The following is a 14933-nucleotide window of genomic DNA, read 5'->3' on the forward strand; positions in this document are numbered from 1 at the left end:
ATAAAGTAACAATATTCACGGCCGCACCAAGGTATCCGGAGGTCGCATGGTCTCGACATCATTTACGCCGATCGCCTCCATCGTTGGCGGCGCGCTGATCGGTTTGTCTGCCGTGCTGCTGATGTGGGCGACAGGGCGGATCGCCGGCGTCAGCGGCATCGCGGCGCGGCTGTTTCCGCCTTACGAGGACCGCGAATTTCCCGGCCGGCTTGCCTTCGTCGCCGGTCTCGTCGCCGCGCCGGTGCTGGTGCGACTCGTCACCGGAAGCCTGCCGGCGCAAACGATCGAGGCGGGGCCGGCCATCCTGATTATCGGCGGCCTGCTCGTGGGCTTCGGTTCGGTGTGGGGCAGTGGCTGCACCTCTGGCCACGGCGTCTGCGGTCTGTCGCGCCTCTCGGCGCGCTCGCTCGTTGCGACCATTGCCTTCATGACGGCCGGCATGGCGACGGTCTTCGTGATGCGGCACTGGAGCTGATGGCAATGCCTGTAATCGTTCAATTTGCGATCGGCCTGATCTTCGGCCTCGGCCTGATGGTCTCGGGCATGTCGAATCCAGCGAAGGTCCTGAACTTCCTCGACATTGGCGGTATCCCGGCAGGGACGTGGGATGCGAGCCTTGCCTTCGTGATGGCCGGCGCGGTGGCCGTAACCTTCACCGGCTTCAATCGCGTCCTGCGACTCGTGCGTCCGTACTTCGCTGATCGATTTTATCTTCCGACGCGACGCGACATCGATTCAAGGATCATCACAGGTCCGGCGATTTTCGGCGTGGGCTGGGGACTGGCGGGCTTCTGTCCGGGACCGGCGCTGACCGCGCTCGGATTTGGCTCCGTGTCCGCCGTCATCTTCGTCGCTGCAATGTCTGCAGGCATGATGCTCGCCCGCTTCATCGCTCAACTGCCGTCGTTGACGCGCTTCGCCACGCCGGCCGACCCGCTCGAAACCTAGAGTAACCGCAGAGAGTTAAGTCATGGACAAGAACTACCCCGAGATCACGCGGCAAATCTCCGCCAACATGCGCAAGCTGCGCAGCGATATCCCCGACACTATGAAGGGGTTTTCTGCGCTCGCCCAGGCCGCCACGCGCGACGGCGCGCTGGACAAGAAGACCAAGGAGATGATCGCGCTCGCCCTCGGTGTTGCCGCGCATTGCGACGGCTGCATCGGCTTCCATACCGAAGCCCTCGTCAAGCTCGGCGCGACGCGCGAGGAGATCGAGGAAACCCTTGGCATGGCCGTCTACATGGGCGGTGGGCCCTCGCTGATGTATGCCGCGGATGCGATCGCCGCCTACGAGCAGTTTCAGCGGCAGACAGTTGCCGCCTGACGTCGCTGACCGGACACATACATAGAGGCGGGACCGGGCGAGTTTCCTCGTCCGCTCCCGCCGATCATGACGTCATGGATTACCAGCGGTCGCCGCCGACACCGACGCCCACGCTGACGCCGGGGGCGCGAATGCCGACGCCGCCGCGCGGACCATCGTCCCAGTCGCGATGGCTACGGCGCTCGTAATAGCGCTCGCGCGGCATGGCATCATAGGAGTCGCGCACGATCACGCGCGCGCCGCCGCGCGTGCGATAGCAATTGCCGGCGTCATCGCAGACGAGTCTGACTTCCTGAACGAGCTCAGGGCTGACGTATTCACCGGTCGTGTAGATGTCGGCGGCCTTTGCGCCGCCCGCCGCAGCCAGGGCCCCGACACCGGCCAGCAGTGCAATCGTAAATGTCCGCATCATGTCCTCCTCCGAAACTGCCCTCTGCCGTAACAAGAAGGGTAGGCGGCGATCGTTCCGGTCGATTTACATGTTTTTCCCGGAATAGGATCGGCGGGCCGGCGATGTTCCCTGCGACGTCAACTTGGGAAGATGAGGCAGGTTGTGCTCCCGTGGGCGAGCAGCCGGCCTTTGGCATCCGTCACATGTCCATTGGCTGTCCCAACGCGACGGCCGCAGTTCAAGACCTTGCCTTCGACCCTGATCTGACCGGTTTCCGGCGTGATGGGTCGCACCAGGGAAATCTTGAACTCGAGTGTCGTCTGGCTGGTCCCCTTGCCGAGCATCGACTGGATAGCCAGCCCCATGCTGCTGTCGAGCAGAGTGGCGGTCAGTCCGCCATGCACCGTTCCGGCCGGGTTGAGGTGTGCATCGGTCGGCGTCAGCGCGATGACGACGCGGCCGCTCTCCGCCTCCACCACGTCATAGCCGAGCGTCTTTGCAATCGTGTTGAGGGGGAGCGTCCCGTCCGCGAGGCCCCGGACGAATTCGAGCCCGCTCATCTGCTGCTGCCGCTCGGCGCTGACAGTCCCGTAAGTCCTGGTCGCCATGCTGTTCTCCCTGCTGTGCTCAACGAGTCTCGAACGGTTGCGCCGCGGCTTTCCTTCGGAAAGCCGACGGTGGACGACCATAAAGCCGTGTGAACACCGTGCTCATCCGCCGCGTGCTCGAAAAGCCGGATCGTTCTGCCACCGCGGCGATCGGAAGATCGCCTGCATCGAGCAGGCGTTTGGCGCGCTGCACGCGCAGCGACTGCGCCACTTGCAGCGGGGATGCGTCGAGATGCCGGGTGAACAGGCGCGCCAGATGGCGCGGGCCAACTCCCAATCGTTCGGCCAGGCTCTCCACGCTGCCCCTATCGAGCTCTCCGTCTTCGATGAGAGACAGCGCGCGTTCGACGGTCGTCCGGGTGCCTTTCCATGCGGGGCAGAACGGAGCCGTCTCGGGGCGGCATCGGAGACAGGGACGAAAGCCGGCATGCTCGGCCGCAGCTGCACTGCGATAGAAGACGACATTGCGGGCGAGCGGCGTTCGTGCCGGGCAGATCGGACGACAATAGACGCCGGTGGTCTTGACGGCGACAAAGACCAGGCCGTCCGCCGCTGCATCGCGTCGGCGAAGCGCATCGTACTGGGTATCGAAGTCGAACATGGAGTCGCTATAGCGGCCGCACTTTCGCAATGCGAGTCCGACGCGATGACGAGGTCTGAAAACGACCGAAGGTTCCGCGCCCGATTGCGTGGATCGCGAAGCTTGAAGCGGACGCATCGTCGACCGCCTGTCAGATCGGTTCGTAGGTCTCGGTCCCGCAGATGTCGTCGGCTTCCGCGCGGCGGCGATCGACGACCTTTCCGCCGTTGATGGTCACGATGTAGGTCTGGGCGCCGAGCGGGGAGCCGGTTGCCGAGGTGAGCTGTGCGCGGACGCAGGCGGTCCAGCCCGGCCCTCGCACCTCGCGATGCGGCGGGGCGACGTGCACCTCGCGCGGATAGGACGTGTTGAGGAAGACGACATCGATCTGCTCGCGCACCACGCGCTTGACGTCGGGGGGCGGCTCGGGCGGCGCTTGCTCGACCTCCTTCACGCGCATGAATTCCGGCACCGGGGCGCGGCTGTCGGCAAAGCCGCAGCCACCAAGCGCGAGCGCGCCGGCCAGCAGCGCCGCATGGGCAATGATCCGCAACATCCGTGAAGGTCCCCTGCGGGCCAACAGATAGGCACGAATACAATCCGACGAAGTCCGGGCCGATCAAGATTTGCTGAAGGCTTGGAACCCGCGGCATTTGCTATTACGGGATTGCAGGCTAGTTTGTATCCCAGACGAGGGGGATTGCACCAATGAGGATTTTGGTCATAGCGGCTGCGGTGCTCGCGCTGGCGGGCGGCTCCGCCCAGGCGCAGATGGGCGCCGGCAGCAAGCGGCAGGGCAACGAGGCCAAGCCGGACAACAAGCCCAAGGTCGACGAAAAGGCCTACAAGGCCGCGCTCGAGCGCATTCCCGAGCCCAAGGAGAAGTACGATCCGTGGAGCGGGGCCCGTCCGAGCGAACCCGCCAAGAAGCCCAAATAAGCGCGATGGGCGCTCGCGACGCGCCTGTGCCACTTGACCGCTCTCATCGCGTTCATCTTGTCGTCGCCGCGGCCAAGCATCGCCTTGAGAGCGTTGGGGTGGTGATGGAGCGACAGGCGGCGGGGCAATAGCGAACGCGCCAATTCGATCGCTGCACTGCTCGTCGAGGCCGGCGGGCTCGCGCGTCTCGATGCTGGCGATGGTCTGCGCGACGTCGTGATCCCCAGATCAAGCAAGGCTTGGTCGTCGCGCTCGACCGCGACGGCGGCGAGCCCATGTGGCGCGTCCGGTGCGAGATGATCGCCGTCGATCTGACGGCCGGCAAAATCATCCCAATTGAAGAGCTCGTGGCATCGCCGACGATCGCATGCACGATCGCTGGCGTCGCTGCCAGCGTATCAAGCACTCATAATTGTCTTGTGCATGTGATGCGAACAAGCATTCACACTGTATGTACTACTGTACGAAAGCGAGGCCGATGCGCTTGTCGTTGCGCCATACTGCACGGCAATTCCGCACGAAATTGTCGCGCGCGATCGAGAGTGTGAACGATTGCGGCAGCGTGACAGGTGCTTCAAGGTCGATCGCCGCGCCGCCCACCGACATGTTTCGCACCGTGCACGCGATGCCGCTGTCTTCAAAGATGAGCGTTCCACCCTTGAAAACACGATAACGCTGCGCTGCACGCTTCTCGATCATCCGCATTAATCCATAATGATGATTGTGAAATAGTGCATAGAAATTACGTTGAACTAAACTCAATACTGGCGCTACTTGCACAGCGCTTCAGACTTCGTTTACGACGTTGAGGCGGTGAGTCACTTGCCGCCGACTTTCCTCACAAGCCTTTCTTTTATGGCGTTACGCGCCGATGGAGATTCCGATGAAGACCACGCTTTCGATCCTGTTCGCCGCAGCGCTCTCGCTGTCGTCGATGCCAGCCCACGCCACCAAGCTCGATCTCGCGACCATGAGCTGCAAGCAGTTTCTCGAGAGCGGCGACGACACCATCAAGATGGTGCTGACCTGGATGGACGGCTGGTACAAGGGTGACGAAGAGAACGCGATCATCGACACCGATGTGTTCGTCGAGAACGCCAAGCAGTTCGGGACCTATTGCGGAAAGAATCCGAACGTCAGCATCGTCACCGCGGCCGACGAAGTGCTCGGCAAGTAATCCGTCAAGTCATCTGCGCAACGTCTGAAGCGCGATGATCATCGCGCTTCAGCATCTTGCTTCGATACAATCGTCATCGAGAGCCGCGGTGCGCCTTGCGCTCACGCGGCTCTCTTCTTATGGGCTCAGCCCGGCAACATCGCGAACGCGCTCGATACCATCGCCACCTGTTTGTTGTCGGTGGCCGAGAGCAGGGTGACGCGGCCAAAACTCATGGTGCGTCCGAGCCGCACCACGCGGGCATCCGCCAGCACGTCCGACGAGGAGACCGCGCGCATGAAATGCGTGGTCTGGTCGACCGTCGTCATCGGACGATAGCCGCGGTTGGCGGCGAGGTTCGCGATCACCATCGCGGTGTCCGCGAGTGCCATCAGCGCCTGGCCGCAGACCACGCCGCCGTTGCGGCAGAGCCGCTCCGAGAACGGCATGCGCAGCAGCGCGCCCGGCTGCCAGTCCGGCGCATCCGGCGGAGCAACGTGCTCGATGCGCTCGACCGAGAGGTTGAGATCCTGGACCCAGGGTGCGAAGACCTCGCCGAGGATGCGTCTGGCATCGATGATGCCGAACTCGGCTTCTGGCTGCGATGGCATTGCAGTCGTTCCCTCCATTGTTGCCGGATGTTTCGGCCATTCTGCGCGCATCGGCGCGGCAAAGTCACCCGGCCTGGCGCCGGTCCGTCGGCTTGAAAATGCCTGACTTCGCCCGATATGATGCCCTACTTGGGAGCGGGTGGACGATGTTGCGTCGGTGTGTCCTCGTGTTTTCGCTGGTGGCGCTCGGCCTTGTGCTGGACGGCTGCACCAGATGCGGCCCGATCTGGGACGACTGGCTGCACGCGCCGAAATCGTGCCGATCGGACCGGCTCTAGCGCGGGATTGGGCCCCGGCGGGCTGTTGACAGGGACGACAGGGCGCGGTTGATCCGCCCCTTATGGATGATCAAGGAGTAGATGATGAAGGTTTTCCGTATGGCGGCGGTGCTGCTGGCCGTGCTGGCGGCTCCGGCCTACGCGCAAATGCCCAATCTCAATTTGCTGCAGGACGGCCCGGGCAAGACCCCTGAGGAGAAGGCCGCCGACGCCGAGCGTGAAAAGGCCTACAAGGAAACGCTGAAGAAGATCCCCGACGCCAAGGCGTCCAACGACCCCTGGGGCGGCATGCGCTCCGATCCGCCGAAGCAGCCCGCGCCGAAGGCGGCTGCAACCAGCGCGCCGAAGAAGAAGTCCGGCACGACCGCGAACTAACCGTGGCCCGACCAGAGGTGGCTGACGCCTCTGATCGGGACTCCTCATAGGTCGGTCCGCTCCCTACATTGCTAGCAGGTGTTGCGTAGAGGAGGGCAGGACTTGGTTTGGAAGGTCATGGCCGATCGTCCGCGGGATCTGGCCGAGCGGATGGCGCGCCGGCGCAAGATCGGCGACAGGCCGGCCGAGCGCAGCGGTGACGGCTATCTGCGCGAGACCTTCACCCTGCCGCGCGCGGCGGCGCGGGCGAGGGCAGAGGCCTTTTTCGCCCGCTACCCCAAGGCTGGCTATATGAGCATGGTCGAGACTTGGCGCGAGCTGCCCGGCGGCGAGATCGAATTCACCATGCGGCGGCTGCCCAGCGCGGATTAAGGGCCCACGCCTAGTCGAGCGTCTCGGCGACGATGCGGATGCGGAGCACGGGCTCCTTGGCCTCGTCCAGCAGCTCCATGTGCCATTCAGAGTTCTGCTGGAGCTTGCGGGCGATCCCTGCGGCCATGTCGGCGCAGACGCTGGTCATCTCCTTCCAGGCCGAATCGCGATTGGCAAATTCCGTCGCCTGGTCCGCACAGCCGGAATAACGGCCGTTCCGGATTCGAAAGAAATAGAGCGGCATATAGCTGGCACCGATCGCGTGACGGCCCCGCCCCCAAGGCCACGGGCGCACAGTGCAATCCCAAACCACAGGCAGATCAATTCCGGGCGGCTACGGGATAGGCCGGGGGCGCTGCGGCCCCCCCCTTGCAAGCCATGACGTGCTGCGACGCCAAGGACGCCGTGACGCGGCCGATCTCGGTCCGGCCGGTTCAGGCCGTCTCTCTCAGGCCGTTTTGCGCCCGATAGCCTTCAGCTCCCGATCGATGCGCAGCTGCACCCGCCGGATCGCCAACAGGTCGATCTTGGTCTCGGTCTTGCCAGTCCTGAGCTGATCGCCGATGCGGAACTGCCACTGCCAGATGCCAGGAATTGCCGTCTTGGTGACGGTGAACTCAACGCCCCTGTGATTCATGGTCACCTCCCCACGATCCACCTTCGATCATTGAAACATGTTGGGCGTCATAATATTCCCGGGACAAGCAAAATCTGCTGGTAAGCCTTGGATAGTTCACGGAAATCTCAAAACCGCGCGCGCTCCGAAACAAACGAAATCGGATTCCGAAAGATGCCGGCCCGCAAGGCGGCGCGCGACCGTCGCCCCGGCGCGGAGGCGGCGGAGGAACTTTGTTCATGGTCGGAGAACCACGGAGGGGGCGATGGTCCCGGGGTGAAGATCGCGGCGCTGGACGTAAGGCTGCGGCGACGGGAATCGTCGTGCTGATGGCTGCAGGCGAGCGGTTCCGTCGTCCCGTTGTGGAACCGGCGCGGCCGTTCGAAGTGAGTAGGCGTGTTCCACTCTTTTCCACTTTTGCGTGCGGCGCATCTATGCTCTGGTGACCTCGATGAGCACGTCCACGACGTCGCGAAAGAGGAAGGCGTGAACTGGCTGAGACATCTTATGCTGCGCTGGGGTGCACGCAATTTTCCGCTGGTCTGTCCGCATTGCCGGCACCCCGCGTCGTCTCCGGCATTCAGGCGCGGACGCTACAGGCTCGGTGACGAGACGCTCGTCTGCGAAGCGTGCGGCGAGAGCAGTGTCGTCACCTTCTGGCGCTTCGAAGGATTGTCGTGCCGGGCCGATCGCGCGGACGCGAGGCGGCGCGCGCCGCTGCCGGATTCGCGGCACTGATCCAGGGCCGGCAATCCCGACGCGGACCTATCTCGATGCGCGTGACGGCATGTGCCTTGCTTGGCGTGATCACCGCAAGCAACATGGGCGTATCATGCTCGGCATTCCCCGCCGCTACAGTCATTTCGTCTTCGGCGTGATCCAGTCCGGACTGACCTCGCTGATCGCAGCCGGGATCGCCAGCTTGCCCGCCGACGGCGCGGTGGCCTTCGTCCTCCACTGGATGATGTCGTGGCTGATCGCATGGGCCGCGATGCTGCCCGTGGTGGTGCTGGCGGCGCCCGCGATCCGCGCCTTCTCGCTGCGGCTGACGCAGGAGGAGAGCGGCCGGGAGGCATGAAAAAACCCCGCTTGGGGAGAGCCAAGCGGGGAGAAGGTTATTGGAGGCTGAGGTGCTGGGCTGCAACACCATAGCCAAATGACCCTAGCTGGCCGAGCTTACGACAGCCTGACAAAGCCGGCAGATCCGATTCCGCGCGGCGCTTGTCCACGCCTGCAAACAGAAAACCCCGCTCGGGGTGGAGCGGGGTCGTCGACTGGGTATGGAGGCCCGATGTTGGTCCACCGGGCGCGACGACATTAGGCGACTCAGCTGACAGGTGCCTGACGGCAGCTGCGAAAGCCTGATGCGGGAGGCCGCAGACTGGCCCTGCACCCGTCCCAATTTGGCCACCCGATCGCACCACTCACGACACAGCCGCAGGCGAGATTCCGCATTGCTCGGCGCCGCCATGGGGGAAACGTGGCACGCCGAGAGCGGGGTGGCATCATGGATAACGTAGAGCGGTCATTTGCCGCCGCGACGGCGGCTGGCTTTGTGGTGCTGGTGATCGGCCTGGTGCTGCTGGCGCTGCTGTAGGGCGGCGCGCGCGGACACCCCGGGTCCAGCCACCGCGCGGGCCGGTCGCGGCTGGCGTCATGGACGCCTTTCAAAAAGTCGAAAACAACCCCATGCACAGTAGGCCGCCAGACAATTGTGGCGGCCGATCAATGAGTTAGTAGAGGTATCTAGATACCCGACGACGGCCTAATGCACCTTGATCGTGTCGAGGGGCAGACGAAGCTCGGCGGCGCGCTCTTCGCGGTCCTTCCTGCGGAACTCGTTTTCCTTCCGCTCGAACTTGATCATCTCCTCATGCGCGGCCTCGAGCAAATGATTGCGCTTGATTGCGTCATGCTGCGTGTTTTCCGTCATGGCCGAGGCTTCCCATTGTTGCGGTCCAAACCCGACAGAACGCCGCAGACCGCGCAAAAGTTCAATGCCGCTTGCGGAATCATGACGGCATCCGGCGCGCCTGTCTTTGATGCGCGTCAGCTTCAGGCGACGATCTGAGAACGTCGTGCCTCACTTTTTGCGGAGGGCAGGGAGCGCGGGCCGCTGTCATGCTATCATTCTGCACCCATCGGAGACGGCCATGGACTATTGGCTGTTTGTCATCATCACGACTGGATCGATCCCGCTCGCCGGGGCGATGGCACGCGAGCGCAACAGGTCGATGAAGGCGTGGCTTTGGGTGGCTGTGGCCGTCGGCCCATTGGCGCCTCTGGCGTTGTTGATCCTTGGTGACGCGAAGATCCCGGCTTCCGCCAACTGAGGCGGCCTCGAGCTGATGCTGTTCAGCGATCCGCGAAAATGATGCAGCCCGGACGAAAGGCGTTGCGTCGCTTTACCTGTATAACAAGGTGCCCAAGCACATGATCAGCATCACGGTGCCGAGCGCAGCCGTGACGAGGGCGCGTTCCGCTTTGCTCGTCAGCTCATCCTCCGGCATGGCAACCCTCTCGACTTCACGAGGGTCAACTTAACAAATGTCAGGTTGTTCCGGCGTCATTTGAGCCGGGGGAGGTAGCTTGAGCCGCCCGACATCCGGGGTGACGCAGCAGCGCGAGAGGCCACCAATCGAACCGGCCTCTCGTCATCTCCGCGCCAACGGCCTAGTGGCAAGGTTTCCCCTTCATCTGGGCGTACCGGCTGTGGCAGCCGTCGTGCAGCTGCCACTTCCGCGTAATTTTGGGACCGGGTTTCAAAGTGCCCGATGTCGTTGCGGCTTGCGATGTCTCCACCTGCGCCGCCATCAAGCCGGCGAAGATGGAGAGTGCCAGAGCGAATTTCAGAACCGACTTCATCACTCCTCCCGAGATTGCCTGAACGAGACGTCATGTAACGCTACAAATGTAAGCGTTACATATTGTAGCATTAAATTCAAGATGGGGAGGCCCCGAATTCAAGTCGGGAAAAATGGGGTCGACGACGGACAGGCCCGCCTCCTGGTGCCGTCCTCATCACGCCCCGGAGGCCGTCATTGCGTCCGGGACCGGACAGACAAAAGTTCAGGTTGGGTTTTGACTGCGCTTGTGTGGCCTTGAAGCCATTCGGCCACCCGAAGGCCCCGGCGCTTGCCTCCAGCCCCTGAGCGCTGGGGCCGATCGCGGCGATCGAAATAAAAACGCCGCCCGCTTAAATGAGCGCGGACGGCGGCATTCCAGCCCCGGGAGGGTGAGAGTAAAATCCCGATAATTGTTGGTCCGTGCGATTGAGCAAAGGTTCACTCGCCCGAATGACGACGCCGGCCGAACGCGCGTGCAACTGGCTGCGTGGTCGGTGTTGCAGACAGTCAGCCGGCCGCCCGGCCTCAGGCGACGTCATCTTCCCAGACGTGCTTGCGGCATTTGCTGCACTGGAAGAGTTGCACGTTTCGGTTCGCGGCCGGATCGAACAGTGTCAGGATCCGCTGCCCGAGCGCCAGGAAGCACGAGGGGCACTTTGGGCCGTTGGCCCGAGACACATCCGCCTTGTCCGTGTCTGTCATCTCAGCCGGCCTCACCGCTCTTGATCAGGCGGGAGCGCAAGGGGCTCTCAGTCACCGATAATCGCCGAGGTCCGGTCGGTGATGTCAGGCTAATAGCATTTATGTCTTGTTCCCGACATAGGAACCGATGGTGTCGAGCCTCGCTCCGGCAACCGAATTGGGACAGTGCCAATCGACACAGCTGAGGCGGCCTTTATTTCGAGGTCTGATCAAAATTGAACATGCAGGGATGGCCGACGCGGTCCATCGTCAGGGTCATGGCCTCGGAAACAGAGATGCTCGCCGATGATGAGCTCGCATCGCTGCTTTTGGTTGGCGGCATGTCTGTCAATGGTCGGGCGCCCCTGATCCCGGCTGCACACATTGCATATCCACACCGCGGGGGCTGAGCAAAACTGCTCACTCCGGCGACTGTAGCCCGGGCGATCTCAGCCACTCGCTCATGTGCGAGCCGGTCTCGGCCTGGCGGGCTTTGCGGAGGAGGTCCTCGCGTCGAGGACCGTGGGGAAGGGTTTTGGCTTGTTCGCGGAGGCGTTTTGCTTCTTCGGCAAGACGCTGTTCAAGGGAAACAGTCTGTTTGAAACGGCGACGCTGCATGACACCATCTCCAGGCTGACGGGTCCTAACCGTTGGGTTTGAGTTATTGCCAGCTTACTACGCAGGGGCGGGGCGTTCTGTTCCGAAGTGAACATTTCAAACCAGGTCGCTGTGAATTTCAAAACCAGGCCGCTGGGGTTGGAGGCAGTCCAGCGCCTGATATTTAGAGGGCAAGCACCTACGGAGGATGAGGCAACAACGGCCGCTCGGCTCGAAATGGATCAACGCATGGAATGGAAGAGGCCGCCCTGAGGCGGCCACGAGGCTGAGCTTGTTCTTATTAGTGGGTAATTGCGCCCTCCAACTCAATCGAGTCGCTCTGGTCTCAGGTAACGCGTGGGATCAACGCGACCTACGTTTGGGTCTCGAAGAAGCACTTGCAGCTTTACCTTCGCGAGTTCGAGTATCGCGCATAACTTGCGGCGCCAGCTTGCTTTGATGTTCGAACTTTTTTGCAGGCGTTCCCCCGGGTGCGGGTTGAGTGATTATCGTCTGCAAGAGCTGGCCGGAATGGTTCTAATTTTTCTGGGCCTTCACAGGATCGATCTCATTTTTCGATTACTCGTGCAGTGACACCCGCGTGAATTGTTCCATCTTGCGGGCGCGAACTGTTCAAGCCTGTACGAGAATCTATGCTCTCCGCTCTCATAGAGAGACCCTGAAATTGAAACGGCGCGCTGGAGTTAAACTGACTGCTTTGAGTGATCTCAACAAAGGTAAAACGTGTAGCGTCAGTTGGATCCCTCCTGCCGCCGAATACATGGCCAACTACGATTCCAGCCTGATAAATCACATCTGGAGAGGGCCTTCCGACTATATTCTCAGTCACCTTTGTGACTGGGCTCTTAGATACAGCGATTGACGCCGCCTCATTCCTCGATATCTCGGAACCTCCGGAATCGTGCATTGTGATTGAGCCGGGTTGGGGATTTGGATAATCGATTTTCGCCTGCTCAATGAAGGTTTCAAGTTCGTTCCTATTCACCATCAGGTAGCCAAGGCCGCTCGCGATCAACTTGCCATCGCGAGCGCTTATAGGTCTCGGCACAGAATCAAGACGCGATCCATCGGGGCGATAGATTGGTACGCCGCGCCCAACTACGACGTTGGCCCAGTAACTGAGAATGTTATCTTCGGTCTTGTCGAAAATGGCTACTTCACCGAGGCTGAACCGACTCAACATTCCTAAGTTCATCCTCGCTAATCGGGAGGCCTCTTCAAGTCCAACCAGATCTGCTGACGCTTCCGTGGTCTTGTTGGGCCGATTTGCTGGAGTTGGACCTCCGGCCGCAATTAGCGAAAGGCCCACAATGCCGATGGCCACTCCGCAAATAAGGATCAGCACTCCAGAGGCCTGCCTGCCGACCATGTTTATCACCGCTGAATACCAATCCTGAGAATAACCGTACCAAATCAGGCAGGCCGTTGCTCCTGCCGAAGAGAGCCAAAATATTACCCCCGCGAGCCATTTGCATTCGGGCCACCTCATAGGTGCGACCCCGGCGGAAATCTGGACGAAGAAGAAAAACAAAAGCGAGAATAGCGCGCCGTCCATGCCTGCCTCCGCCCTCTAGGGCCAGTTGTGGCAGATAAATGTAATCGATTTAGTCCGGTTGCTCGAAGAGCATTATATCTGCCCAAATCCGGGGGACTGGCTCGAAAGAGGCCACTGCGAACTTCCGGCTCCGGCGCCAATTCAGAGGCATCGCAGCGGGGCAGCGCGGGCGCGACAGAGAGGGCTGCGTCAACAAGGCTGCGCGGTACTTGGCGCGCGCTGAGCGGTCTGTACGGTGTCCTAACGAATGAAAAAATGAGAGAGGCCGCCAACTGAGGCGGCCATCAAGCTAAATGAAAATGCGGGTGGGATTCGAACCCACGCATCTCTTGAGCCCATACGGGAAACACAAGAGCGCTCCCATGAACCGCACCCATTCCGTTGCCGCCTCTATCTGTCCCTTCCGAGGTGCGATGCTCGTTCCGGACAGATCTCAACGGCCAGCCCTGCGCTCTGCGCAAGAACCAAGCTCCTCAATTTCCGCTCGCACTGCGGCCGACGAGGTGGCGCTCCCGCTTAGGAGGCTTTCGGCACACTCAAAAGTTTGGTCATGAGCGACCTGCCTTTCTCCTGCTAGCCAAATCTAAGTTGGACACTTCAAAATTCAACTTAGGACACTGGGGCTCAATACCGGACAGCCCCAGATTCACAAAAGAACATATTGCGAACCTGGAACAAATAGGGTACATTGCTTTTATCGCCGGCCCGCCCCGCCAATCGTTTGTCCCCCTAGCGAATCCTCGCCATAAGGAGCACGACCCAATGTCCACCACTGCCCTGCGTATCGTCGAAGGATCTTCCATGGACAAGAGTAAAGCTCTGGCCGCCGCGCTCTCCCAGATCGAGCGCCAGTTCGGCAAGGGCTCGGTGATGAAGCTCGGCAAGAACGACCGTTCGATGGATGTCGAGGCGGTGTCCTCGGGCTCGCTGGGGCTCGACATTGCGCTTGGGATCGGCGGCCTGCCAAAGGGGCGCGTCGTGGAAATCTATGGGCCGGAATCCTCGGGCAAGACCACGCTGGCGCTCCACACGGTGGCGGAAGCGCAGAAGAAGGGCGGCATCTGTGCTTTCATCGACGCCGAGCACGCGCTCGACCCGGTCTATGCGCGCAAGCTGGGCGTCAATATCGACGAGCTCTTGATTTCGCAGCCGGACACCGGCGAGCAGGCGCTGGAAATCTGCGACACGCTGGTGCGCTCGGGTGCGGTGGACGTTCTGGTGGTCGATTCGGTCGCGGCGCTGGTGCCGAAGGCCGAGCTCGAGGGCGAGATGGGCGATGCGCTGCCGGGACTTCAAGCGCGGTTGATGAGCCAGGCGCTGCGCAAGCTGACGGCCTCCATCAACAAGTCCAACACCATGGTGATCTTCATCAACCAGATCCGCATGAAGATCGGTGTGATGTACGGCTCGCCGGAAACCACGACCGGCGGCAACGCGCTGAAATTCTACGCCTCCGTCCGCCTCGACATCCGCCGCATCGGCGCGATCAAGGAGCGCGACGAGGTGGTCGGCAACACCACGCGCGTCAAGGTGGTGAAGAACAAGCTGGCCCCGCCCTTCAAGCAGGTCGAGTTCGACATCATGTACGGTGAGGGCGTCTCCAAGATGGGCGAGATCCTCGATCTCGGCGTCAAGGCCGGCATCGTCGAAAAGTCCGGCGCCTGGTTCTCCTATGACAGCCAGCGTCTCGGCCAGGGCCGCGAGAACTCGAAGGCATTTTTGAAGGCCAACCCCGACATCACCGCCAAGATCGAGACCGCGATCCGCCAGAACTCCGGCCTGATCGCCGAACAGATTCTAGCCGGCACCCCCGAGCGCGATGCCGACGGCGAAGAGCCGGCGGACGAGTAAGCCTTAACGCGAAGAGTTTTTCGCGAGGAGCGGGCGCTGAGGACGTTGAGTTGCCGACGTCTTCGGGGCCCGTTTCGTTTTGCGTTGCAGGCCGCAGGGTGGGCAAAGGCGCGCAAGCGCCGTACCCAC

General features: G+C 61.9%; 23 protein-coding genes and 1 pseudogene. 12 read left to right on the plus strand and 12 right to left on the minus strand.

Going from position 1 to position 14933, the window contains the following annotated elements:
- The first annotated feature begins 46 nt into the window (after positions 1–46).
- From AC1RR3_RS10950 to AC1RR3_RS10960, 3 genes are read left to right on the plus strand one after another with little or no spacing between them, the layout of a single operon-like run.
- Positions 47–475 (plus strand): YeeE/YedE family protein, encoded by a 429-nt coding sequence (locus AC1RR3_RS10950; RefSeq protein ID WP_492822265.1) that lies wholly within the window; start codon positions 47–49, stop codon positions 473–475.
- A gap of 5 nt (positions 476–480) precedes the next feature.
- Positions 481–948, plus strand: coding sequence for a DUF6691 family protein (locus AC1RR3_RS10955; RefSeq protein WP_492822267.1), 468 nt, complete (start codon positions 481–483; stop codon positions 946–948).
- A gap of 22 nt (positions 949–970) precedes the next feature.
- Positions 971–1327 carry a carboxymuconolactone decarboxylase family protein gene (locus AC1RR3_RS10960; protein WP_492822269.1) on the plus strand — a complete coding sequence of 119 codons (357 nt, stop codon included), beginning with the start codon at positions 971–973 and terminating at the stop codon, positions 1325–1327.
- 79 nt (positions 1328–1406) lie between these two features.
- Here AC1RR3_RS10960 and AC1RR3_RS10965 read toward each other — a convergent pair whose 3' ends face one another.
- The 4 genes from AC1RR3_RS10965 to AC1RR3_RS10980 form a co-directional block, all read right to left on the minus strand.
- Positions 1407–1739, minus strand: a complete 333-nt coding sequence (locus AC1RR3_RS10965; protein ID WP_492822271.1) for a hypothetical protein — start codon at positions 1737–1739, stop codon at positions 1407–1409.
- 116 nt (positions 1740–1855) lie between these two features.
- The gene (locus AC1RR3_RS10970) at positions 1856–2326 is read right to left on the minus strand and encodes a PaaI family thioesterase (RefSeq protein ID WP_492822273.1); all 471 of its coding nucleotides are present in this window, start codon (positions 2324–2326) and stop codon (positions 1856–1858) included.
- Positions 2327–2345: 19 nt separating this feature from the next.
- Positions 2346–2927 carry a bifunctional transcriptional activator/DNA repair enzyme AdaA gene (locus tag AC1RR3_RS10975; RefSeq protein ID WP_492822275.1) on the minus strand — a complete coding sequence of 194 codons (582 nt, stop codon included), beginning with the start codon at positions 2925–2927 and terminating at the stop codon, positions 2346–2348.
- A gap of 130 nt (positions 2928–3057) precedes the next feature.
- Complete coding sequence (locus AC1RR3_RS10980; RefSeq protein ID WP_492822277.1) at positions 3058–3462, minus strand: hypothetical protein; 405 nt, start codon at positions 3460–3462, stop codon at positions 3058–3060.
- Positions 3463–3614: 152 nt separating this feature from the next.
- On the opposite strand from AC1RR3_RS10980, the gene AC1RR3_RS10985 reads away from it, so the two are divergent.
- Entirely contained in the window at positions 3615–3845 is a 231-nt protein-coding gene (locus AC1RR3_RS10985) for a hypothetical protein (protein WP_492822279.1), read from the plus strand.
- A gap of 456 nt (positions 3846–4301) precedes the next feature.
- Here AC1RR3_RS10985 and AC1RR3_RS10990 read toward each other — a convergent pair whose 3' ends face one another.
- The gene (locus AC1RR3_RS10990) at positions 4302–4544 is read right to left on the minus strand and encodes a PilZ domain-containing protein (RefSeq protein ID WP_492822281.1); all 243 of its coding nucleotides are present in this window, start codon (positions 4542–4544) and stop codon (positions 4302–4304) included.
- A 184-nt stretch (positions 4545–4728) separates the two neighbouring features.
- Here AC1RR3_RS10990 and AC1RR3_RS10995 point away from each other — a divergent pair, with 184 nt between their 5' ends.
- Entirely contained in the window at positions 4729–5022 is a 294-nt protein-coding gene (locus AC1RR3_RS10995; protein ID WP_492822283.1) for an HdeA/HdeB family chaperone, read from the plus strand.
- 125 nt (positions 5023–5147) lie between these two features.
- Here the strand turns inward: AC1RR3_RS10995 and AC1RR3_RS11000 are convergent, their stop codons facing one another.
- Positions 5148–5612, minus strand: coding sequence for a PaaI family thioesterase (locus tag AC1RR3_RS11000; protein ID WP_492822285.1), 465 nt, complete (start codon positions 5610–5612; stop codon positions 5148–5150).
- 146 nt (positions 5613–5758) lie between these two features.
- On the opposite strand from AC1RR3_RS11000, the gene AC1RR3_RS11005 reads away from it, so the two are divergent.
- The 3 genes from AC1RR3_RS11005 to AC1RR3_RS11015 all read left to right on the plus strand — a co-directional run bounded on the left by AC1RR3_RS11005 (position 5759) and on the right by AC1RR3_RS11015 (position 6637).
- The gene (locus AC1RR3_RS11005) at positions 5759–5890 is read left to right on the plus strand and encodes a peptidylprolyl isomerase (RefSeq protein WP_492822287.1); all 132 of its coding nucleotides are present in this window, start codon (positions 5759–5761) and stop codon (positions 5888–5890) included.
- Positions 5891–5974: 84 nt separating this feature from the next.
- The gene (locus AC1RR3_RS11010) at positions 5975–6265 is read left to right on the plus strand and encodes a hypothetical protein (protein WP_492822289.1); all 291 of its coding nucleotides are present in this window, start codon (positions 5975–5977) and stop codon (positions 6263–6265) included.
- A gap of 117 nt (positions 6266–6382) precedes the next feature.
- Positions 6383–6637, plus strand: coding sequence for a hypothetical protein (locus tag AC1RR3_RS11015; protein WP_492823143.1), 255 nt, complete (start codon positions 6383–6385; stop codon positions 6635–6637).
- 10 nt (positions 6638–6647) lie between these two features.
- Here the strand turns inward: AC1RR3_RS11015 and AC1RR3_RS11020 are convergent, their stop codons facing one another.
- Together AC1RR3_RS11020 and AC1RR3_RS11025 are read right to left on the minus strand one after the other, a co-directional pair.
- Complete coding sequence (locus AC1RR3_RS11020; protein WP_492822292.1) at positions 6648–6881, minus strand: DUF6894 family protein; 234 nt, start codon at positions 6879–6881, stop codon at positions 6648–6650.
- A gap of 204 nt (positions 6882–7085) precedes the next feature.
- Entirely contained in the window at positions 7086–7274 is a 189-nt protein-coding gene (locus AC1RR3_RS11025; RefSeq protein WP_492822294.1) for a hypothetical protein, read from the minus strand.
- 811 nt (positions 7275–8085) lie between these two features.
- Here AC1RR3_RS11025 and AC1RR3_RS11030 point away from each other — a divergent pair.
- Positions 8086–8331, plus strand: a complete 246-nt coding sequence (locus AC1RR3_RS11030; protein ID WP_492822296.1) for a DUF2798 domain-containing protein — start codon at positions 8086–8088, stop codon at positions 8329–8331.
- 687 nt (positions 8332–9018) lie between these two features.
- Here AC1RR3_RS11030 and AC1RR3_RS11035 read toward each other — a convergent pair.
- Positions 9019–9186 carry a hypothetical protein gene (locus tag AC1RR3_RS11035; protein ID WP_492822298.1) on the minus strand — a complete coding sequence of 56 codons (168 nt, stop codon included), beginning with the start codon at positions 9184–9186 and terminating at the stop codon, positions 9019–9021.
- A gap of 220 nt (positions 9187–9406) precedes the next feature.
- On the opposite strand from AC1RR3_RS11035, the gene AC1RR3_RS11040 reads away from it, so the two are divergent.
- Positions 9407–9586, plus strand: a complete 180-nt coding sequence (locus AC1RR3_RS11040) for a hypothetical protein (RefSeq protein WP_492822300.1) — start codon at positions 9407–9409, stop codon at positions 9584–9586.
- A gap of 340 nt (positions 9587–9926) precedes the next feature.
- Here AC1RR3_RS11040 and AC1RR3_RS11045 read toward each other — a convergent pair whose 3' ends face one another.
- A complete protein-coding gene (locus AC1RR3_RS11045) occupies positions 9927–10118 on the minus strand; it encodes a hypothetical protein (protein WP_492822302.1) in 192 nt (63 codons plus the stop codon).
- A gap of 1082 nt (positions 10119–11200) precedes the next feature.
- The gene (locus AC1RR3_RS11050) at positions 11201–11398 is read right to left on the minus strand and encodes a hypothetical protein (protein WP_492822304.1); all 198 of its coding nucleotides are present in this window, start codon (positions 11396–11398) and stop codon (positions 11201–11203) included.
- Between the two features lie 299 nt (positions 11399–11697).
- Here AC1RR3_RS11050 and AC1RR3_RS11055 point away from each other — a divergent pair.
- Positions 11698–11883: pseudogene (locus AC1RR3_RS11055) on the plus strand (transposase); the annotation flags it as partial.
- Between the two features lie 62 nt (positions 11884–11945).
- On the opposite strand, the gene AC1RR3_RS11060 reads toward AC1RR3_RS11055, so the two are convergent.
- Positions 11946–12953 (minus strand): hypothetical protein, encoded by a 1008-nt coding sequence (locus AC1RR3_RS11060; RefSeq protein ID WP_492822306.1) that lies wholly within the window; start codon positions 12951–12953, stop codon positions 11946–11948.
- A 762-nt stretch (positions 12954–13715) separates the two neighbouring features.
- Here AC1RR3_RS11060 and recA point away from each other — a divergent pair.
- On the plus strand, positions 13716–14804 hold the full coding sequence (gene recA, locus AC1RR3_RS11065) for a recombinase RecA (protein WP_200294310.1): 1089 nt from the start codon (positions 13716–13718) through the stop codon (positions 14802–14804).
- The last annotated feature ends 129 nt before the right edge of the window (positions 14805–14933 follow it).

Source organism: Bradyrhizobium sp. GW821-FHT13H05, assembly GCF_058804065.1.